Here is a 21,220-nt window from a genome sequence, read left to right as displayed (position 1 = left end):
TAGGTGATTTCATGATTGAAATGACAGGCATTTCGAAAGCCTTCAATGGCAATGTCGTGTTAAAAGATGTTCGGTTTAACCTTAAAGAAGGTGAAATCCATGCACTAATGGGGGAAAATGGTGCTGGAAAGTCGACATTAATGAAAATTTTAAGTGGCATTTATACGAAGGATGCTGGTGAAATTAAAGTAGATGGTCAACCTGTCAACTTTAAATCTCCTAAAGATGCTGAAAAATACGGAATCGTTGTCATACATCAAGAATTAAACATATTACCTGATTTAACTGTTGCTGAAAATTTATTTTTAGGAAAAGAAAAAACATACGGTCCTTTCGGTATTTTAAAAAACCGAGAAATGGATAGAGAAGCTGAGGAGCTATTATCTAAGTTAGGTTTACACGTGAATCCGAAAACTCGTGCTGGAGATTTGTCTGTCGGAAAACAGCAAATCATTGAAATAGCTAAAGCGATCGCCAGTGACGCGAAGTATATCGTGATGGATGAACCAACTGCTGCCTTAACGGATCGGGAAATAAAAACATTATTTGAAACAATTAATGAACTAAAAGCGAAAGGAATTTCGTTTGTATATATTTCTCACCGTATGGAGGAAATTTTCTCCATTTGTGATCGCATTACCATTTTAAGAGATGGACAATATGTGGGGGAACGAAATATCCCTGAAACGAATTTTGATGAAATTGTTGCCATGATGGTAGGAAGGGAATTGGGCGAACGATTCCCCGAAAGACAATGCGATATAGGAGACATCAAACTGGAAGTCCGAAATTTAACGGTGAAAGGTTTGTTTGAAAATATTTCGTTTAACGTACGAAAAGGTGAAGTGGTTGGTGTTGCCGGATTAATGGGAGCTGGAAGAACGGAAGTAGCTGAAACCATTTTCGGTTATCGAAAAGCACATAGTGGTGACATTTTGATTGATGGTAATAAAGTATCCATTAAATCACCGATTGATGCAATGAAACACAAAATTGGATACGTGACGGAAGACCGTAAAACGAAAGGGTTAGTACTGAATTTTTCCATTCAGGAAAATGTAGCGTTGGCGAACTTAAAGAAAGTTTCCACTTCAGGTGTAGTGAAGAAAGAGAAAGAATTATCCCTCGTCAACCAATACATTGAGCAGTTAAAAATTCGGACATCTAGTCCAAAACAAAGTGCCAAATCATTAAGTGGTGGTAATCAACAAAAAGTGGTTCTTGCTAAATGGCTAGGTACGGAACCTGAAGTATTAATATTAGATGAACCGACTCGCGGTGTCGATATCGGTGCAAAAAAAGAAATTTACCAAATCATTAACGATTTAGCACAAGCAGGTGTAGCGATTTTAATGATTTCATCAGAATTGCCAGAAATCATTGGAATGGCTGATCGCGTTCTTGTTATGCATGAAGGAAAATTAACGGGAGAAGTTTCGAAAGAAGAAATGACGCAAGAAAGAATTATGCATTTTGCAACTGGAGGTGAACAAGTTGTCTAAATCGTCGAAAGAAATAATATCAAAATTAGGGCCATTAATTGGTTTAATTCTTTTAATTATTGTCGTTAGTATATTGAATCCTAGTTTTTTAACCATTTCTAATATCTTCAACGTGTTAAGACAAGTATCAATCAGCGCTATTATTGCATTCGGAATGACCTTTGTTATTCTCACAGGTGGTATAGATTTATCTGTAGGATCAACACTAGCATTAACAGGGGCTGTTGCCGCAAGTTTATTAGCTGGTGGGTTTGACCCAATCCTTTCTATGGGAATTGCTTTAATTCTAGGTCTCATCTTAGGTGCAATAAATGGGGTAATTATTACAAAAGGTAAAGTAGCACCATTTATTGCGACATTAGCAACAATGACTGTTTATCGAGGTTTAACGCTTGTTTATACAAACGGTAAGCCAATTTCAGGTTTAGGTGACCATGCTTCATTCCAATTATTTGGTAAAGGATATTTCTTAGGAATTCCGATTCCAGTTATTACGACATTAATCACTTTTGGTATTCTTTATTTTATTTTGCATAAAACAACATTTGGCCGCCGTGTTTATGCGGTTGGTGGAAATGAAGAAGCTGCGAAATTATCAGGTATAAATGCAGACCGAGTGAAAATTGCAGTTTATGCGATTTCTGGTTTCCTTGCTGCATTATCTGCATTAATTTTAACTTCTCGCCTAAATTCTGCTCAACCAACTGCAGGGCAATCTTATGAGTTAGATGCGATTGCTGCGGTTGTGTTAGGCGGTACAAGCTTAAATGGCGGGAAAGGTTGGATTTTTGGTACGTTAATTGGGGCACTTATTATTGGTGTACTCAATAACGGTATGAACCTCATTGGCGTTTCCTCTTTCTGGCAACAAGTCGTGAAAGGGATCGTAATATTATTAGCAGTTTTACTAGATCGAAAAAAATCTGAATAAGGAGTGGTTAAGAATGAAAAAAATGAAACATCTATTCTTTGTTGTCATTGCAATGTTAGTTTTATCTGCATGTTCCATGAATTCATCTGTGGAACAAAATGATGCTGCAGATGAAGGAACAAAAGAAGGAGCAGTAAAAGTTGGTTTCTCCATTTCTACATTAAATAACCCATTCTTCGTTACACTTAGCGAAGGTGCAAAAGCTGTTAGTGAAGAAAATGGTGTAGAGCTTGTGATTGTAGATGCTCAAGATGATGCTTCTAAACAAGCTTCTGACGTAGAAGACTTAATTCAACAAGGAATTGACTTATTGTTAATCAATCCTGTTGACTCTTCAGCGGTAGGTTCTGCAGTAGAATCTGCAAACGCTGCTGGCATCCCGGTTATTACAGTTGACCGTTCTGCAGATAGCGGTGAAGTGATTTCACATATCGCTTCTGATAACGTAGCTGGTGGTAAACTTGCAGGAGAATATTTACTTGAGCTTGCTGGTGAAGGTGCAAAAGTAGCAATGCTTGAAGGTGTTCCAGGATCATCTGCTGCTCGTGACCGTGGTGCAGGTTTCCTTGAAGCTGTAGAAGGTAAAGTAGATCTTGTTTCTAGTCAAACTGCTAATTTCAACCGTAGTGAAGGTTTATCTGTAATGGAAAATATGCTTCAAGCACATCCTGACATTGAAGCAGTATTCGCACAAAACGATGAAATGGCTTTAGGTGCAATTGAAGCAATTTCAGCAGCTGGTAAAGATATTATTGTAATTGGATTTGACGCTACAGATGATGCTGTGAAGAAAGTTGAAGAAGGCGTAATGGCTGCAACTGTTGCGCAAAAACCAGAGGAAATTGGTAAAATTGCTGTAGAAACAGCTATTAAATATTTAAACGGTGAATCTGTAGAAGAATTCGTACCAGTTGACTTAGAATTAGTTACAAAACAATAATCAATAAAAAGGTAGAACTTAGTAGCATGAATTGCTGCAACGTTCTACCTTTGTTTTTTATCGTACTTTATTCCTTTTTTCTTTTCCTTCTACAATGAAGTTATCAAGAGCAAGAAAACGATTGCTTGCAAAAAGTAAATAAGTAGCCATTGCCATCAAAGCTAAATCCAATTCATAACCTTGGAGGAACCCAACAGCAAATTTCACTGTTGCAATGGCTCCTGCCATCAGAAGAATGAATAAAAAAGCAAATAGACGTATGGAAAAACCAATGACAATGAAAATTCCTCCAATGATTTCAAGACCTGTAACACCATATGCAAAAACTTCTGGGAACGGTAAATTGTAGCTGGCAAATCGGTCTGCTACTGCAGTAATTCCTTCCTGCAATTTTGCTAATCCGTGAACGATGAAAATAACTCCTAGAACAATCCGAAGAATAAAACCTCCAAATTCACTTTTTCTCAATCAAATCTCCTTCCAACTGCTTTTTTACTATCATATTATCGCTCGTCCAAACATAGCACCGTTTCATTCAAATTTTATATCGTTTTATTTTTGCCAATAAAACTACTTGGCAACCTGTTAGCTTTTCGCTTTCAGATTGAATCAACATCTTTTCTAGCAAAATATGTTTAATTTAATTATGAATATAGATTATGACGCTAAATAGATATGAAAATGTTTGCAAAAATGAGAGAAATAAAGAGAAGTTGGTTCTATTTCCTTCAAATTTTTCATATGTTGTAAAATATATTATTTCAACGATCTATTTGATTTTAAATCCAGCTCATGTGCTTTTTGTTTCTTCTAATCTTTTCCAAACCTATCAATTCTATTAAAATACATTATAAAAATCGATGGGGGTTGGAATATGAGGAAAAAGATTCGAGAATTTGGAATCACCATTGGAAGATTGCCAGTAGGAGAAAAAAACTGCATAACCGATGTGGAAGGGGTAAAGGTGGGTCATGTGACGCTGGATTATCCAATAGATGATCAAGGTACATATGCATGTACAGGTGTAACTGCCATATTACCGCATGGCGGTAATTTATTTAAAGAAAAGGTAACTGCAGCTAGCTATGTCCTGAATGGATTTGGAAAAACAACAGGCCTTGTACAAATCAATGAATTAGGTGTCATCGAATCACCGATTATGTTAACCAATACGTTTGGCGTTCCAGCTGTCACTCAAGGCACTTTAGAATATATGTTAGAACAAAATCCTGAGATTGGTATCTCAACAGGAACCATTAATATTGTTGTAGGAGAGTGTAATGATAGTTTTTTAAATTCTATCCGTGCATGTCCTGTCACACCTGAACATGCCATTGAAGCGATTCAAAATGCATCTGATAAAGTAGTGGAGGAAGGAGCTGTTGGAGCGGGAAAAGGAATGATCTGCTTTGGTTATAAAGGAGGAATTGGTTCCTCATCTCGAATTGTAACGGCTGAGAACCAATCCTATACACTTGGATGTTTAGTGTTGAGTAATTTTGGAGAAAGTGTTGAGTTTCGACGTGAGCAATATACAACAAACCAACGTCAAGAGGATTCCACTCTTAAACCGACAGATGGTTCAATCATCATAATACTAGCAACAGATGCACCGTTAAGCAGCCGGCAATTATTGCGCGTAATTAAACGTTGTGGAATTGGACTAGCTAGAACAGGAAGCCATTATTCTCACGGCAGTGGTGATATTGTAATTGGTTTTACGACTGCTCACAAAATTCCACATTTCACTGATTATATTACTGAATCTAGAATCCAACTACGAGAAGATCATCCAATCATGAATCAATTATTTATTGCTGCTGCAGAAACAACGGAAGAAGCAATTTTAAATTCCTTATCCCAAGCTGTTACAACAACTGGAAGAAATGGACATGTCGTTCATTCATTTAATTGGTAAATAAAATGAATTGGTCCTATTTTCCGTAGAGGGAGTAAAGAATACATGTGCTTGCAAAATGCATTTATTATTCAAACCCTAAGTTTTATAAAAATAGCGAACTAATAATAAAATGATATCAATTAATACCATATATATACTTATTTATAATAATTAACCAAATAGGAACTAGAAAAAACAAGGAAAGTATGATATATTTCGTTTGAATACAGAATTATCAAAATATTCTATCATATGGTAATTCATTATGAAAATTTAATAGTATTAACGATTATTTGAGGTGATTTTCATACACGATTTTCTACTTTCACCCATTAAAGATCTTAAAATTCCATCACAAAAATGGAATCCACAAATACTTGAAGTTCAGGAACCACTTATTAAAGTGCAACAAGTACCGAACCGATTATACATCAGACCTATTTATTATGAACTAAACATTCCATCTAGTATTCAATCAATCTATTTACGTAAGGGAGTTTATCTACGAATCAAGAAAGCTTTAGAAATATTGCCTCGTCAGTATAGTTTCATTCTATTTGATGGATTTCGTCCATTTCAGGTTCAGCAATCTCTATTCAATCTGTTTTTAGAAAAAACGAAAATGCAGCATCCTGAGCTGACGGAAGAGGAAATTTTTCAAATCACTTTAAAATATGTTGCGTATCCAAGCATTGAGCCAACACTTACTTCCCCCCATATTACAGGGGGAGCGATTGATTTAACTTTAGGCGATGCGAATGGAAACGAACTAGACTTAGGCACAAAGTTTGATGAAATGAACGAAAAATCAGCAACGAGATATTTTGAAGATCATCCAGAAGAAAATGTTACAGCACTTCAAAATAGAAGAATATTATATAACAGTTTAATCCATGTCGGCTTTACAAATTACGCTGATGAATGGTGGCATTATGATTTCGGAAATATCTCTTGGGCAAGGAGAGTAAATGAACAAGTCGTCCCTTATGGCCCAGTATTAGCAGAACTAGAAAACAATGATGTAAAGGAGTTTCAGTTTATATGAAAGTTTATATTAGTGCAGATTTAGAAGGAGTTGCTGGCTCAACAACTTGGATTGAGACGGAAAAAAATACACCGGATTATGCCCCTTTTCAAAAGCAAATGACAAAAGAAGTTGAAGCCGCAATCGAAGGAGCAATAGCGGGTGGAGCAACTGAAATCGTATTAAAAGATGCCCATGACTCTGCAAGGAATATTGATATTTCAAACTTACCAGTAAATGTGAAAATAATTCGTGGCTGGACAGGGGATCCAATGTGTATGGTTGCTGGATTAGATGAAAGTTTTGATCGCGCCATTTTCATCGGTTATCACAGTAAAGGTGGAAGCCATCGAAATCCATTGGCCCACACATTGGTCGTGAATGCCGATGTGAAAATCAACGGTGAATATGCAAGTGAATTTTTAATTAATGCTTATGCGGCAGCACTACATGGAGTTCCTGTTGCATTTGTCAGTGGAGATGTTGGACTGACAGAGGAAATCAAGGCTGTTAACGAAAATATTGTTACGCTTCCTATCAAAGAGGGAATTGGTGGGGCTACTGTAAGTATTAGCCCTAAATTAGCAATTAGCGAAACAAAGAGATTGGTAGAAGAAGCGATGAAGGTTGATAGAGATTCAATTAAAATAGAGCTTCCAAAGCAATTCAATGTCGAAATTATTTACAGAGATCATACACGTGCATATCGAAATTCTTTTTATCCTGGAGCAAAATTTAAGCCTCATAATACAGTGGAATATGAAACAGATAACTATTTTGACGTTTTACGAATATTGCAGTTTTTAACTTAAATGAATCAAGGTGAGCCAACATGAAAATTACAGACATCAAGTGTTTCGAAGTTGCAGCGCCCCTTATTACACCTTTTAAAACGGCACTTCGAACAGTCGAAAATATTCAAAATATTGGTGTTTACGTTTATACAGATGAGGGAGAAATTGGGATTGGGGAAGCAGCTCCAACGGCTGTCATTACTGGTGAAACGAGAAAATCAATTGTACACGCAATTGAGCGTTACATAAAACCTGCAATAATCGGATTGGAAATCGAAGAAATTGCGTTCATTATGGAACGCCTTGATCAATGCATATATAAAAATACAAGTGCAAAAGCCGCAGTAGATATGGCTATTTATGATTTGTTTGCAAAGCGTTATAATGCTCCTTTATACAAAGTGTTGGGTGGTTATCGTAAAGAGCTTGTAACGGATATCACCATTAGTGCTAATGATGCACAAACGATGGTCAATGACAGCTTGAAAGCAGTGAAACGTGGTTATCAAATTTTAAAAGTGAAAGTTGGGAAAGATCCTGAAAGTGATGCGGAAAGAGTTATCGCTATCCGAAAGGCTGTGGGACCTGACATTCAAATTCGTGTAGACGCCAACCAAGGCTGGTCTCCAAAACAAGCTGTCAGAATAATTCGTAAATTGGAGGATGCAAATGTCAACATCGAATTAGTCGAACAGCCTGTTCACTATGCTGATTTGGAAGGCATGCACTATGTAACAGCTCATACAGAAACAAATATTTTAGCAGATGAAAGCGTTTTTTCAGCAAAAGATGCACTTAAGATTATTCAAATGCGTGCTTGTGATTATATCAATATTAAACTGATGAAAACGGGTGGTATTTATCAGGCACAAAAAATTTCCCATATTGCAGAAGCGAATGGAATTGCATGCATGATTGGTTGCATGTTGGAAACAAAAATTAGCGTAAGCGCTGCGGCTCATTTTGCTGCGTCACAAAAGAACATTACGCTCGTTGATTTAGATGGGCCAAGCTTATGTTTGAAAGATCCTATTTCAGGTGGTCCAACATTCGAAAGCCAATGGATTAGAATGTCGGAGGATCCTGGGTTAGGATTTTCAATAGAAAGTTAGAGAAAAAATGGGGGGTTCTATGAAAAAGTATTTACTGTTTTTGCTCGCTTGTATCGTAATGATGCTAACAGCTTGTAGCGATGATGAAGAAACAAAAGATGAATCTGTATTTCGCACAGTATATTCCGGAGAAGTAAAAACGCTCAACTATTTAAAAACATCTGAAACTAATGAATTTGCAGTTGCTGCAAACTTAGTAGATGGATTAATTGAATATGACAAATACGGCATTGTTCAACCAGGTTTAGCTGAATCGTGGGAAACAAATGAAGATGCTTCAGTATGGACATTTAGACTTCGAAAAGGTGTGAAATGGGTAGACCATGAAGGTAATGAAGTAGCTGAAGTAACTGCAAAAGACTTTGTAGATGGATTACATTATGTGCTCGATGCAAAAAATGAATCATCAACTGCATGGATTGCAACTGTTGTGAAGAACGGCAATGCATTCTATGAAGGAGAAATTACAGATTTTTCTCAAGTTGGGGTAAAAGCTTTAGATGAATATACCCTTGAATATACATTGGAGGGACCAACGCCTTACTTTCTTTCCATGTTGAACTATGTATGTTTCTTCCCGGTATATGGCGAGTTTTTAGCTGAAAAGGGAGACAGCTTTGGTACATCAAAAGAAAACCTTTTATACAATGGTTCTTATATTTTAACTGAGTTTGAACCTCAAAATAAACGTGTATTAACGAAAAATCCGACTTATTGGGATCATGAAAATGTGTTAATTGACAAAATTGAATATAAGTATAACAAAGAAGCAGCTACTGTTGCACCAGAATTATTCTTACGTGGAGAAGTGGACGAAGCGGCAATTCCAACTGCCATTTTAGATGATTGGTTCAAAGATTCAGAGAAAAAAGAATTAATTCGTCAAAGTAGAAGCAACTTCTATTCATATTTCTATGCATTAAACTTTAATCCACAATTTGATGCAGAATATGAACCGGAAAACTGGAAGATTGCAGTAAACAACAAAAACTTCCGTAAATCATTATTCCATGCGCTTGACCGAGTTTCTGCTATGTTGACGGACGAACCATATAATCCTGAATCATTATTAAACAATACGATTACGCCTAAAAACTTTGTTGATATAGATGGTGTTGACTATACACAATTAGAACCATTAGCGAAGTTTACAAATAATGATTCATTTAACCCTGACTTAGCGCTTGAATATAAAGAAAAAGCGATGGCAGAACTTCAAGGTAAAGCGACTTTCCCTGTTAAAGTATTAATGCCATATAACTCTGGAATGCCTGACTGGGCAAACCGCTCTCAAGTTATTGAACAACAAATGGAAAATTTGTTAGGCAAAGATTATATTGACATTATTGTTTATGCTGGCCCTTCAACTGGATTCCTTGGAGAAGTTCGGCGTCCAGGAAAGTTTGCATTTATGGAAGTGAACTGGGGTCCAGACTATGCAGATCCATCCACTTATACAGATCCATTTACAATAGGTGGAACATATAACAAACCAGAATTAGCTGAAGGATATACTGATACGAATGATCAACCGATTTATGAAAATATGGTAAACAAAGCGAAAGCAGCAATTGATTTTGCAGAACGCTATGAATTGTTTGCCGAGGCAGAAGCTTTCTTAATCGAAGAAGCATTCGTTGTTCCTTACAAAGTAGGTGGCACTGGATACGTAGCATCTAAATTAAATCCATTTGATGCACAATATTCACCATTTGGGGTAACAATGGAGAAATTTAAAGGGCAAAAATTGCTAGACAAACCGATGAACAACGAAGAATTTAAAGAAGCGAAAGCGCAATGGGAGAAAGAGCGTGCTGAAGCGCTAGCTAAAGCAAGTCAATAATTCACTATGAATTTATTCAATAAATGAAAAGATTCATAGTCGATCTTTGAAGAAGGAGATGGCTAACTTACATCTCCTTTCTTCTCTTATTTAGGTAAACAAGGGGGGTTCTCATGCTAGGATATATCGTAAAACGGCTGTTACAGTCAGTGGTTACACTATTTGTCATTATTACAGTCGTGTTTTTTTTATTACGCTTATTGCCTGAAGAAGGTTATTTAGGTGCCGCTGCTGATAAAATGACACCCGAACAACAAGAAGTCTATTTAACGAATTTAGGATTGCGTGATCCAATCCTCGTTCAGCTAGGAAACTTTTATTTAGATTTATTGCGTGGCGATTTGGGCAAATCCATTACATATCGTACGGATGTACCCGTTATTGATATTATTGCAGATAAAATCGTGTATTCATTTGCATTTGGAGTCGCAGCTGTTGCCTTATCCATTATCGTGGGCGTTCCATTAGGAATTTTCATGGCTCAATTTAAAGGAAGATGGTTAGATCGGCTTGGGACGGGCTATATTGTGTTCATTGTGGCAGTTCCTTCCATGGTCTATTACTTGCTCATTCAAGTATATATAACGGACTTCTTGAATTTACCTATGTTGTTTAATGAAGACAAGCCCATTACTTGGGTGTTGCCATTAATTTCACTGTCTTTAGGGCCAATCGCTTCTTATGCCATGTGGATGCGACGTTATATGGTCGATGAATTAAACAAAGATTATATTAAACTAGCGCGGGCTAAAGGTGTAAAAGAACGCACCATCATGTTTAGACATGTTATGCGAAATGCTTTTATTCCATTGGCTCAGTATTTGCCAGCAACCATCTTGCTAACTATCACTGGCTCCATTTATATTGAATCTTTATATTCCATACCGGGAATGGGCGGGTTGCTCGTTGACGCCATCCAGCGTCAAGATAATCCAGTCGTTCAAGCTCTTGTATTACTCTTCTCATCTTTAGGGATCATTGGATTATTTTTAGGAGATGTAGCAATGGCCCTTGTTGATCCTCGCATCAAATTCGGCAAAGGGGAGAGTGTTCGCTGATGGGCTTATATTCTGAAGAAATACGCAATATTACGGACAAATCTAGTAAACAATTATTTGAATTTGCGGTAGCAGATGAAAACAATGCAGAAAAAATCGGCTATTCGAATTATTCTTATTGGCGCTCTACTTGGAAGTCTTTTTTAAAAAATAAAGTAGCAGTAAGTTTATTGATTTTAGTTATTGCGATTGTTTTATTTGTTCTGATTCAGCCATATTTACCTAACCAAAAATCGCCAACGGAAATCTACCTGGATCCTGAAACTGGCTACCAAGCCCGCAATGTCCCACCAAACGAGGAATTCTGGTTTGGTACAAACTCCATTGGACAAGATTTATGGTCTCGCATATGGGCAGGAACAAGAACATCGTTATTTATTGGTGTGGTCGTAGCTATTGTTGAGGCGATTATTGGGATTACCATCGGTGCTCTGTGGGGGTATTCAAGGAAATTAGAAGCACCTCTCACTCATACTTATAACGTGATTGAAAATATACCAACGACGATTGTATTGATCTTAATGTCTTTAATATTACGACCAAGTATCACTACGATTATTGTGGCAATGTGTATAACTGGCTGGGTTGAGATGGCAAGATTTATTCGCAACCAAATTGTCATCTTGCGTGACCGTGAATATAACTTGGCATCAAGAACGTTAGGAACGCCAAGCTATCGTATTATTTTAAAAAACTTGTTACCATATTTAATTTCAATCATTATGTTGCGAATGAGTTTAGCTGTTCCTTATGCAATTGGAGCCGAAGTATTTTTAACGTATATCGGTTTAGGGTTGCCTGTAAGTGAGCCATCATTAGGCAACTTAATTAACGAAGGTCGAGTATTAATGATGTCTCCAGATTTAAGATATCAGCTACTATTCCCAAGTATCGTATTAAGTGTGATTACGATTTCTTTCTATATTATAGGTAACTCATTCGCTGATGCGGCTGATCCGAAAAATCACGTATAGGAGGCATTCAAATGGTAGATGAGAAGAACAAAATCTTGTCCATTGAAAATCTAGTCATAAAGTTTACATTGCATGGACGAGAACTGACGGCTATTCGTGATATATCTTTAGATTTATATAAAGGTGAAAGTTTAGCCATCGTAGGAGAATCAGGTTCTGGAAAATCTGTATTAATGAAATCGATCATAGGGCTATTGGATAAAAACGGTTATATTGATCAAGGGAAAATTTTGTATGAAGATTATGACTTAGCGCAATTTAAAACGGAAAATGATTGGTTGAAAATTCGAGGGAAAGAAATTGCGATGGTGACGCAAGACCCTATGACTTCTCTTAATCCGTTAAAAACGATTGGGAAGCAAATTGAGGAAGCGGTCATTTTGCATCAAGGACTAAAGGGAAAATCAGCCTACGAAAAAGTTCTTCAAATAATTCGGGATGTTGGAATAAAAGATGCGGAAAGACGTTACAAACAATATCCTCATGAGTTTTCAGGTGGTATGCGTCAAAGGATTGTGATTGCCATCGCGATTGCATGTAATCCAAAAATATTAATTTGTGATGAACCAACAACAGCTCTTGACGTAACGATTCAAGCACAAATTTTGCAGTTGCTGAAAAATCTCCAAGAAAAATATCAATTGACAACGATTTATATTACCCATGACCTTGGGGTTGTAGCAAAAGTAGCGGATCGCGTTGCGGTGATGTATGCAGGTGACATTATCGAATTTGGGAAAACGGATGAAATCTTTTTCAATGCAAAACATCCTTATACATGGGCATTAATTTCATCACTACCACAATTAGGGGAAAAAGGGAAAGAACTTTATTCCATTAAAGGAACGCCGCCGAATTTATTTAATGAAATTAAAGGAGATGCATTTGCGCCGCGTAATCCATATGCATTGAAAATTGATTTTGTAGAACGCCCTCCATACTTTAAAGTCAGTGATACCCATTATGCCAAAACGTGGCTGCTTCATCCCAATGCCCCAAAAGTAGAGCCTCCCGAAGTGTTGAAAAAATTTTTTGAAGAAGGGAGACAATACGCAAATGGCTAATCGCGAAGTAATACTTGAAGTGAAAAATTTAAATGTGACCTTTGGAAAAGGTAAGAAAAAGTTTGAAGCCATCAAAGATGTCAGCTTTCAAATTTATAAAGGAGAGACATTTGGATTAGTAGGAGAATCTGGTTCAGGAAAAACAACGATTGGCCGTGCGATTATGCGCATTAATGAAGTTACAAGTGGGGAGATATTATTTAAAGGAAGGAAAATCAATGGAAAAATCCCTCGTGATTGGGATCGTGAAATCACACAAAAAATTCAAATGATTTTCCAAGATCCAATGGCTTCTTTAAATGAACGGGCAAAAGTGGACTATATCATTAGTGAAGGCTTAATAAATACTAAAAATTATTCCAGTGAAAAAGAACGACAAGAGAAAATAAGAAATGCTTTGCTACAAGTTGGTCTTTTACCGGAATTTTCCTCAAGGTTTCCTCATGAATTCTCAGGTGGTCAGCGTCAACGAATTGGAATTGCTCGTGCTTTAGTGATGGAACCAGAGTTTATTATTGCAGATGAACCAATCTCAGCTTTAGATGTTTCCATCCGTGCGCAAGTATTGAATTTAATGAAACACCTACAACAACAAAATAATTTAACTTATTTATTCATTGCCCATGATTTATCCATTGTTCGCTTTTTCACAGATCGAACGGCAGTGATTTATAAGGGGAATATTGTGGAATTGGCAGAAACAGAAAAATTGTTTTCCAATCCCATTCACCCTTATACCCGTGCATTAATATCAGCTGTGCCTGAACCAAATCCGTATAAAGAACGTAGTAAAAAGGTGGAAATCTATGACCCTACTCAGCATAACTATGAAACAATGCCGCCTTCTTTTATTGAAATAGAAAAGGGACATTTTGTATTGGCAAACGAAGAAGAAATTGCCCGTTACCGTGAAACGAGAAGAATGGGGGTTAGCATGTGAGAATACCAAAATCGTTAAAAAAGGGTGATACGATTGGGTTGGTTAGTGCGTCCAGTCCAACTCCATCTGAAGTGTTGCCTAGAGCCATCAAAGCAATTGAAGACCTTGGCTTTAACGTCGTTGTAGGCGAAACTTGCAAAGAAAGGCATGGATATTTAGCTGGAAAAGATGACTTACGGGCACAAGAAATCAATGAAATGTTCCGCAATCCTGAAATTGATGGGATTTTTTGCATTCGCGGAGGATATGGTGCCCAAAGAATTTTGCCATTGTTGGATTTAGAGATGATTAAAGAAAACCCAAAAGTTTTTGCTGGGTATAGTGACGTCACAGCGCTTCATATTGTATTCAACCAATTATGTCATTTTGTTACATTCCATTCGCCTATGCCATCTACGGAATTCATTAAAGATGAAATGGACGATTATACGTGGAATTCGTTTTTGACAAGCGTCATGGATACAGAACGCACGGATTATTTTTTAGAAAATGCACCTGGGAATCCCGTGAAAGTATTAGTACCAGGTGAAGCGACTGGTGAATTGGTTGGCGGCAATTTGACATTGGTGGCTTCATCATTAGGAACTCCATATGAAATTGATACGAAAGGAAAAATATTATTTTTAGAAGATATCGATGAATATGAGCGAAGTGTTGATCGAATGCTTACACAATTAAAACTTGCAGGTAAACTGGATGATGCTGCGGGCATTTTGCTGGGAGCTTGGACAAATTGTGGTCCACAAAATCCAGATAAGCCTGAACAAAGTTTACGATTGCACACTATATTTGAAGAAATATTAGTTCCGACAGGTAAACCGATCTTAATGGACATTACATGTGGTCATGTGCTGCCTACGATGACGCTGCCATTAGGCAAGAAGATTTCATTTAATACCGAATTGAGAATGATAAAAGTAATGGGGTAGGTGGCGATTAGGATGGAGCAAATCCGAACCTTGCTAGATGAAGCAGATTGTAAGGTGCATCTTGTTGTGAAAGATTTGAAAACGGATCAATACCTGATTGCTGAAAAGATGGATGAAGTCTTTCCAAGTACGAGTATTATAAAAGTTCCCATTTTATTAGCTGTATTGCATTATGTACAAGAAAATCAATTTTCTTTAACAGATGTAGTAGAAATTTCACCAGAAAATAAAGTGGATTTTAGTGTAATCACGGAGCAAGACTTAACATCCTGTACCATCTATGAGTTGCTATTATGGATGATTATTACGAGCGATAATTCTGCAACAAATGAACTCATTGATTTACTTGGTTTTGAAAAGTTGAACCATTATTTTAAGAAAATCGGTTTGGCTCATACAAACCTGGAACGCAAAATGATGGATTTTGAAAAAATAAATCTTGGGTACGATAATGTGACGACTGCGAGAGATATGGCACATTTATTTTCATTGATTTATCAACAACAATTATTAATAGACGAATTTAATAAAATAGCAATTGATATTTTGTGCAAGCAAAGAGACTATGAACGCTTAAAGAGATATATAGCGGACGTCCGGATTGCCCATAAAACAGGCAGTTTGGATACGGTTTGTCATGATGCAGGAATTGTCTATCATCCAACTATGGACTATTTTATCGGAGTTTTTCTAACGGAATTAAATGATTTTGAATTCGGAAAGCGATTCATCGGCCGCATTTCCAAAATCGTATATGACTATTTCGAATAGGGGGGATACCCTATGAAAGCAGTTGCAAGTGATATGATTGTACCCCTACATAAACACCCGTATTCTACTTCTGAATGTGTTGACGAAGTATTATATGGCATGGTTGTTGAGATACTCGAAGATTGTGGCACTTGGGTACATGTTCAAACCGCCTATCGATATAAGGGGTATTGTTTAAAAGAAAAATTGCTCATCAATGAAGGAAAAGCTGGGCAATGGGATAAAGAAGCAAAACATGTCATCATTCAAAACTTCGCAGATATTTTAGCGGAACCAAAAATTCAAAGCGCGAAAATCGCTACATTAGTGAAGGGATCTTCTATTTCATTAGTGGAAGATTCGAGTTTGAATCCAGAATGGGTTAAAGTAAAATTGGTGAATGGCGAGATTGGTTATAGTCGTTCTTATTGGATACGTGAAAGAATTGTAGAATTGGATTCTGAGGAAGCGTTTCGAGAAAATGTTGTTCAAACTGCATTGAGCTATTTAAAGGCGCCTTATCGTTGGGGAGGAAAATCGCCGCTGGGAATTGATTGTTCTGGATTATGTTCTATGGCATACATGTTGAATGGTGTTTATATTTACCGAGATGCACAAATTGTAGAAGGTTTCCCAATCAAGGAAATACCCTTTGAAAAAATACAAAAAGGCGACTTGCTTTATTTCCCTGGACACATCGCCATGTATATGGGGAATGGACTGTATGTTCACTCCTCGCTTGGAGGAAATGAGGTAAGCATCAATAGTTTAAATGAAAAGGATTCGAACTATCGAAAAGATTTAGCGACTTCTATTACTGCAGTGGGGAGTTTATTTGGATAGGTTGTTTTTCGTGGCAGTCTAGAATTTTGTTTAGACTGCCCTTTAATTTTGGAGATGAAATATTGTAAAGGTTGGCTATATCTTTCATAGTTTGACTTTGCATGATTTTGTAGTAAGGACGGTTTTATTTGTTTGGCTATTAAGAGCATTACTTTGACTATTATCTTACAGATTATGACTAATATGTGCTAGCAATTGACTATTATCTTTTGGAGTTTGACTATTAAAAGCAAAGTTTTGTCAATTATTTAAATATTTGAGGGAACGATTTATTAAGTAGTTTGTAAAATAGATATATTTTCCAAATGTTTAATGTATAGATTTTATTGGCGGATCAGATTCTAGAAGCAGCAGATTTTTAGTCTAAATTCTTTCTGACAGAAATGAAGAAAATAAATCATCGGAATTCTCGCAACTAAAATTGAATAGTTTCCATATGATTGAGAAATCTAAACTATAGGGATTTTTTTCAATTAATATTGTTTGGAGGTATCCATATTGAATCTTGCAGATGTGCTGATTGTAATTGGTTCGGTACTAATAGGCTTCCTTTTATTCATTCTTGTCGTGATTGGATTATATCTATATTTTATTGACCGGACGCAAAAGCAACATCCTGTACTTCGCAATTATCCACTAATTGGGAGAGCCCGTTATTTATTTGAAACGATTGGTCCAGAATTGCGCCAATATTTATTTAACAATGATACTGAGGGTAAGCCATTTTCACGTATCGAATATCAAACTATTGTCAAATCGGCAAAATATAAACGGGATGTAATTGGTTTTGGTTCACTTCGAGATTTTGAAAAACCCGGTTTTTATATTCGCAACTCCATGTTTCCTAAGTTAACAGAAGAATTAAAAATGGACGATGAAAAAGTAAAGACAAAAAGATACCTCTTAGTGAAAGAGCCTTTATTTGGCCAAAGAAAGGAAATATTTGAAGATCATGTTTCAAAGGCATTTTTATTACATGATGAAGATGCAATTGTCATTGGAGAAAAAACGAAACATCCGTTTATTGTGAAAGGGCAAATCGGCATGTCTGCTATGAGTTATGGTTCCTTAGGAGATCATGCCATTACTGCCTTATCAGAGGGGTTAGGATTAGCGAAAGGGACATGGATGAACACTGGGGAAGGAGGGCTTTCGGAATATCATCTAAAAGGTAATGTCGATATTATTATGCAAATCGGCCCTGGTTTGTTTGGTGTGCGAGATAAAGAAGGAAATTTTAATTGGGATGCATTATTGGAAAAAAGTCAGATTCCACAGATTAAGGCATTCGAAATTAAATTAGCTCAAGGTGCGAAAACACGCGGTGGCCATATCGACGCTGAAAAGGTGACAGAGGAAATTGCAAGAATTCGTATGGTGGAGCCGTTTAAAGCAATCGATAGTCCGAACCGATTTAAAGAGTTTAATGATTTCCCTTCATTATTTGAATTTATGGAACAAATTCGAGAAAAAACAGGAAAACCCGTTGGCATGAAGGTAGTTATTGGAAGCCCCGATGAATCAGAAGCTTTAGCAAAAGCGATAAAAGAGACAGGAAAAGGTCCCGATTTCATTACGGTTGATGGTGGGGAAGGTGGAACAGGTGCATCCTTCCAAGAGTTAGCAGATAGTGTCGGATTGCCAATTAAATCCGCCTTGCCATTAGTTCACAGTGCATTAATCAATTACGGTGTACGGAATCAGGTGAAAATCATCGCTTCCGGCAAACTGTTCTCTGCAGACCGGATTGCGATTGCCTTAGCCATGGGAGCGGACCTTGTCAACATCGCACGTGGATTTATGATTACGGTAGGATGCATCCAAGCATTAAAATGCCATTCAAATGCTTGTCCTGTCGGTGTTGCAACGACAGACCCTGATTTGCAAAAAGCTCTTGTCGTTGATGAAAAGAAATATCGTACGGCTAATTATGTCATCACCTTAAGGGAAGGACTTTTCCGTATAGCGGCTGCTTGTGGTCTTGAATCGCCAATCCATTTCAAACCTGAACATGTTGTTTATAAAGATGATAAAGGACGTGTAATTTCATTAGAGGAGATGTATCAATCATTACTAAAAAGTTGATGAATACAAGAAAAAATCGTGGTTATAAATCAATAAGAGGAAATTATGTTCCAATAGTTGAACATAATTCCTCTTTTTTTCAACATTAAAAAAACATTAGGAGTTATAAATTTAACAAAATAAGCATATTGACAATTAGAATGTATTACAAATTTTTTATCTACTTATATTAGCAAATTGACCTAGGCTTCTTCATTTATCAACACTAATGATGAAAACGGGAGATCACGATGCGAAAAGGTGAAAAAACACGACAACGAATCATTGAAAAATCTGCTCAAATCTTTAATGAAAAAGGGTATTACCAAACATCATTGTCAGATATTATGAATGAAACCGGATTGAAAAAAGGGGGAATATATAGGCATTTTAAAGATAAAAATGAATTAATGATTGAAGCCTTCTACTTTGCGGTGAAAAAAGTCAGAAATTTCTATTTAGAGAAAACAACGTTAGAAAGTGATGAATTGACTTTATTAAAAACTTTTTTTGAAGTATTTAAAAATTTAGCAAATGATATTCCGATTGCAGGTGGTTGTCCGATTTTCAATGCATCGATTGAGATGGACTGTCAACAAGATAGCGACATACTACCCCATGCACAAAAAACGATGCTTAGACTAATAGAAATGATTACTGAGATTATCGAATCTGGAAGAATAAAAGGAACTTTTCATTCCGAAATATCTGCAAAAGAGCAAGCTATTTTTTTCATATCTTCGTTGGAAGGAGGATTGGCACTAACCAAGCTTTATAAAGATTCAAAATATTTATTAACTGTTTGCGAAAATTTAGAGAAGTATTTACAGACATTAGTAAACTAATCTCTGCTATGCAGAATTTTTATTTTTTACAAAAAGAGACCGATTGGTTTCTATCAGAAACAACTGAAGGAGGATTGAATATGTATAAAGAAATCTTAGTGGAGAAAAGGGCAGATGGCATAGGGATTATTATCCTGAATCGACCATTAAAAAAGAATGCTATTAACATTACGTTAAGAAGAGAAGTATCAGAATGTCTAAATAAGTGGAAAGAATGTGATGAGATTGGTGTCGTTATTATTACGGGTGCAGGGAATGCATTTTCAAGTGGTTTTGATTTGAAAGAGTTCTCAGACCAAACTTTATTTGATGAAATATATGAATCTTCTGCTAAATATCATAGAGATGTTTGGCATTTTCCTAAACCATTAATTGCTGGGATTAATGGTTTAGCGTATGGCGGAGGATTTGACTTAGCTACTTTATGTGATTTGAGGATCTGTTCAGTTGATGCAACTTTTGCACATCCCGAAATAAAATTTGGAGCTCCTCCTATTTTTACTCCACTTCGCTGGATAGTTGGAGAAGGAATTGCGAAGGATATTTGTTTTACAGGAAGAATAATTGATGCAAAAAAAGCGTATGAAATTGGATTAGTTAATTACCTTGTGGAAAGTGATCAAGTATTAAATAAATGTATTGAAATAGCTAAACAAATTTTAGAATCTCCTGCTGAGACTTTACGATTTACAAAAAGTTTTATGAAAAAACATGCGGAAGAAAGTTTTGAAAGAGCCTTTAGAATTGAACATGATCAAGCATTTAAAGAGGTATTGTTTAAACAGCTTATGAAAAAATGATGAATCAAAAATAAAAGGGAGCGATATTTAAAATTAATGCTCTCTATACAGCCAGTTTCGAATTCAAACTGTTTGTTTCTATATAGCAAATTGTAACTATAGAAGTAGAGCTATTTTACACTTTAATTCGTTTTTTGTTTTTCGAAGCACTGAGTCTATAAAGGGTTTATAATAAATAAGAAAAAACATATATTGAAAGGCTGAAACGATAGTGAATGATTGGCTGGAAAGAGTAAAAAATAAAAAATTTATCGCATCCTTTAGCGGGGGAAAGGATAGTATGCTTGCTTTATATAAAGCGAAGCAAGTAGCAGAACCACTTGGACTAATTGCAATGCTGGATGAAACAGAAGAACATTCCCACTCGCACAGACTGACTCCTGAATTTTTAACTGCGCAAGCTCAAGCTATTGGTTATCCCATTTATTCACGGGGAGCAAGCTGGACAACATATGAACAACATTTCATTGAGCTATTACAAGAGGCGAAGAAAAAAGGTGCGGAAGTCCTCGTGACTGGAGACGTGGACGTAGCATATGAGGGAACATGGCACGAAGATGTCACAAATAAAGTAGGGATCACATTAAGCATGCCCCTTTACCTTAAAAATCATCGTTCGCTAGTTGAAGAATTTATTGATTTAGGCTTTATAGCTATGGTGACAACCGTGAATTTATCACTCGGTATGCGTATAGAAGACTTAGGAAGAATCTTGACTAGAGACTTCTTGGACGAGCTTCAGCAAAGATCTATTGATCCTTGCGGCGAAGGGGGCGAGTTCCATACAACGGTGATCGATGGTCCAATATTTTCAGCCCCTCTTCAAGTTCAACCGTTGGACATTATTACACATGAAAATTATGCATTTTTGCCATTGAAATTAAAAGCGTAATAATGAAAACCTTAC

Annotated in this window: 20 protein-coding genes; 19 read left to right on the top strand and 1 reads right to left on the bottom strand. The window is 36.5% G+C overall.

Translation table 11 applies throughout. The features are described from left to right. Positions 1-11: 11 nt before the first annotated feature. The 3 genes from NST00_RS11860 to rbsB are packed head-to-tail and all read left to right on the top strand — an operon-like array spanning position 12 to position 3,373. A complete protein-coding gene (locus NST00_RS11860; protein ID WP_168412506.1) occupies positions 12-1,502 on the top strand; it encodes a sugar ABC transporter ATP-binding protein in 1,491 nt (496 codons plus the stop codon). Continuing rightward, complete coding sequence (gene rbsC / locus NST00_RS11855; protein WP_016839425.1) at positions 1,495-2,433, top strand: ribose ABC transporter permease; 939 nt, start codon at positions 1,495-1,497, stop codon at positions 2,431-2,433. Before NST00_RS11860 ends, rbsC begins: the two co-directional genes overlap by 8 nt. A gap of 13 nt (positions 2,434-2,446) precedes the next feature. After that, the gene (rbsB, locus tag NST00_RS11850) at positions 2,447-3,373 is read left to right on the top strand and encodes a ribose ABC transporter substrate-binding protein RbsB (RefSeq protein ID WP_096550864.1); all 927 of its coding nucleotides are present in this window, start codon (positions 2,447-2,449) and stop codon (positions 3,371-3,373) included. 57 nt (positions 3,374-3,430) lie between these two features. Here the strand turns inward: rbsB and NST00_RS11845 are convergent, their stop codons facing one another. Continuing rightward, positions 3,431-3,841: a DoxX family protein gene (locus NST00_RS11845; protein WP_168412505.1), complete on the bottom strand. Its 411-nt coding sequence runs from the start codon at positions 3,839-3,841 to the stop codon at positions 3,431-3,433. Between the two features lie 406 nt (positions 3,842-4,247). Here NST00_RS11845 and NST00_RS11840 point away from each other — a divergent pair, with 406 nt between their 5' ends. From NST00_RS11840 to NST00_RS11765, 16 genes are all read left to right on the top strand, one after another. Further along, positions 4,248-5,291 carry a DmpA family aminopeptidase gene (locus NST00_RS11840; RefSeq protein WP_340710011.1) on the top strand — a complete coding sequence of 348 codons (1,044 nt, stop codon included), beginning with the start codon at positions 4,248-4,250 and terminating at the stop codon, positions 5,289-5,291. Between the two features lie 280 nt (positions 5,292-5,571). After that, positions 5,572-6,318 (top strand): M15 family metallopeptidase, encoded by a 747-nt coding sequence (locus NST00_RS11835; RefSeq protein ID WP_016839429.1) that lies wholly within the window; start codon positions 5,572-5,574, stop codon positions 6,316-6,318. After that, positions 6,315-7,109, top strand: coding sequence for a M55 family metallopeptidase (locus tag NST00_RS11830; protein ID WP_016839430.1), 795 nt, complete (start codon positions 6,315-6,317; stop codon positions 7,107-7,109). Before NST00_RS11835 ends, NST00_RS11830 begins: the two co-directional genes overlap by 4 nt. 20 nt (positions 7,110-7,129) lie before the next feature. Next, on the top strand, positions 7,130-8,203 hold the full coding sequence (locus NST00_RS11825; protein WP_340710010.1) for a mandelate racemase/muconate lactonizing enzyme family protein: 1,074 nt from the start codon (positions 7,130-7,132) through the stop codon (positions 8,201-8,203). A 19-nt stretch (positions 8,204-8,222) separates the two neighbouring features. Then, positions 8,223-10,046, top strand: a complete 1,824-nt coding sequence (locus tag NST00_RS11820; protein ID WP_340710009.1) for a peptide ABC transporter substrate-binding protein — start codon at positions 8,223-8,225, stop codon at positions 10,044-10,046. Positions 10,047-10,159: 113 nt separating this feature from the next. Further along, positions 10,160-11,104: an ABC transporter permease gene (locus tag NST00_RS11815; RefSeq protein WP_016839433.1), complete on the top strand. Its 945-nt coding sequence runs from the start codon at positions 10,160-10,162 to the stop codon at positions 11,102-11,104. Further along, on the top strand, positions 11,104-12,078 hold the full coding sequence (locus NST00_RS11810) for an ABC transporter permease (protein WP_340710008.1): 975 nt from the start codon (positions 11,104-11,106) through the stop codon (positions 12,076-12,078). The genes NST00_RS11815 and NST00_RS11810 overlap by 1 nt, the downstream gene beginning before the upstream one ends. Before the next feature lie 11 nt (positions 12,079-12,089). Further along, on the top strand, positions 12,090-13,142 hold the full coding sequence (locus tag NST00_RS11805) for an ABC transporter ATP-binding protein (RefSeq protein ID WP_340710007.1): 1,053 nt from the start codon (positions 12,090-12,092) through the stop codon (positions 13,140-13,142). Next, positions 13,135-14,082 carry an ATP-binding cassette domain-containing protein gene (locus tag NST00_RS11800; protein ID WP_340710006.1) on the top strand — a complete coding sequence of 316 codons (948 nt, stop codon included), beginning with the start codon at positions 13,135-13,137 and terminating at the stop codon, positions 14,080-14,082. The genes NST00_RS11805 and NST00_RS11800 overlap by 8 nt, the downstream gene beginning before the upstream one ends. Next, the gene (locus NST00_RS11795) at positions 14,079-15,011 is read left to right on the top strand and encodes a S66 peptidase family protein (protein WP_096550871.1); all 933 of its coding nucleotides are present in this window, start codon (positions 14,079-14,081) and stop codon (positions 15,009-15,011) included. Before NST00_RS11800 ends, NST00_RS11795 begins: the two co-directional genes overlap by 4 nt. A gap of 12 nt (positions 15,012-15,023) precedes the next feature. Then, positions 15,024-15,782 carry a serine hydrolase gene (locus NST00_RS11790; RefSeq protein ID WP_340710005.1) on the top strand — a complete coding sequence of 253 codons (759 nt, stop codon included), beginning with the start codon at positions 15,024-15,026 and terminating at the stop codon, positions 15,780-15,782. 12 nt (positions 15,783-15,794) lie between these two features. After that, positions 15,795-16,604 (top strand): C40 family peptidase, encoded by an 810-nt coding sequence (locus tag NST00_RS11785; RefSeq protein WP_016839439.1) that lies wholly within the window; start codon positions 15,795-15,797, stop codon positions 16,602-16,604. A 498-nt stretch (positions 16,605-17,102) separates the two neighbouring features. Continuing rightward, the gene (locus NST00_RS11780) at positions 17,103-18,689 is read left to right on the top strand and encodes an FMN-binding glutamate synthase family protein (RefSeq protein WP_016839440.1); all 1,587 of its coding nucleotides are present in this window, start codon (positions 17,103-17,105) and stop codon (positions 18,687-18,689) included. 230 nt (positions 18,690-18,919) lie between these two features. Then, positions 18,920-19,513 (top strand): TetR/AcrR family transcriptional regulator, encoded by a 594-nt coding sequence (locus NST00_RS11775; protein WP_016839441.1) that lies wholly within the window; start codon positions 18,920-18,922, stop codon positions 19,511-19,513. A gap of 80 nt (positions 19,514-19,593) precedes the next feature. Continuing rightward, on the top strand, positions 19,594-20,313 hold the full coding sequence (locus NST00_RS11770; protein ID WP_016839442.1) for an enoyl-CoA hydratase/isomerase family protein: 720 nt from the start codon (positions 19,594-19,596) through the stop codon (positions 20,311-20,313). 211 nt (positions 20,314-20,524) lie between these two features. Further along, the gene (locus tag NST00_RS11765) at positions 20,525-21,205 is read left to right on the top strand and encodes a Dph6-related ATP pyrophosphatase (protein WP_016839443.1); all 681 of its coding nucleotides are present in this window, start codon (positions 20,525-20,527) and stop codon (positions 21,203-21,205) included. Positions 21,206-21,220: the final 15 nt, after the last annotated feature.

This window comes from Ureibacillus sp. FSL K6-0165, from assembly GCF_038004285.1.
Taxonomy (GTDB): domain Bacteria; phylum Bacillota; class Bacilli; order Bacillales_A; family Planococcaceae; genus Ureibacillus; species Ureibacillus thermosphaericus.
The sequence above is the reverse complement of the archived record's forward strand: the minus strand, read 5'-3'. Positions and strand labels throughout refer to the sequence as shown.

Coding starts and splice junctions, on each gene's coding strand:
- NST00_RS11775 (WP_016839441.1), top strand. CDS start 18,920: ATGCGAAAAGGTGAAAAAACACGACAACGAATCATTGAAAAATCTGCT.
- NST00_RS11840 (WP_340710011.1), top strand. CDS start 4,248: ATGAGGAAAAAGATTCGAGAATTTGGAATCACCATTGGAAGATTGCCA.
- NST00_RS11805 (WP_340710007.1), top strand. CDS start 12,090: ATGGTAGATGAGAAGAACAAAATCTTGTCCATTGAAAATCTAGTCATA.
- NST00_RS11830 (WP_016839430.1), top strand. CDS start 6,315: ATGAAAGTTTATATTAGTGCAGATTTAGAAGGAGTTGCTGGCTCAACA.
- rbsB (WP_096550864.1), top strand. CDS start 2,447: ATGAAAAAAATGAAACATCTATTCTTTGTTGTCATTGCAATGTTAGTT.
- NST00_RS11825 (WP_340710010.1), top strand. CDS start 7,130: ATGAAAATTACAGACATCAAGTGTTTCGAAGTTGCAGCGCCCCTTATT.
- NST00_RS11815 (WP_016839433.1), top strand. CDS start 10,160: ATGCTAGGATATATCGTAAAACGGCTGTTACAGTCAGTGGTTACACTA.
- NST00_RS11800 (WP_340710006.1), top strand. CDS start 13,135: ATGGCTAATCGCGAAGTAATACTTGAAGTGAAAAATTTAAATGTGACC.
- NST00_RS11820 (WP_340710009.1), top strand. CDS start 8,223: ATGAAAAAGTATTTACTGTTTTTGCTCGCTTGTATCGTAATGATGCTA.
- NST00_RS11770 (WP_016839442.1), top strand. CDS start 19,594: ATGTATAAAGAAATCTTAGTGGAGAAAAGGGCAGATGGCATAGGGATT.
- NST00_RS11790 (WP_340710005.1), top strand. CDS start 15,024: ATGGAGCAAATCCGAACCTTGCTAGATGAAGCAGATTGTAAGGTGCAT.
- NST00_RS11810 (WP_340710008.1), top strand. CDS start 11,104: ATGGGCTTATATTCTGAAGAAATACGCAATATTACGGACAAATCTAGT.
- NST00_RS11785 (WP_016839439.1), top strand. CDS start 15,795: ATGAAAGCAGTTGCAAGTGATATGATTGTACCCCTACATAAACACCCG.
- NST00_RS11860 (WP_168412506.1), top strand. CDS start 12: ATGATTGAAATGACAGGCATTTCGAAAGCCTTCAATGGCAATGTCGTG.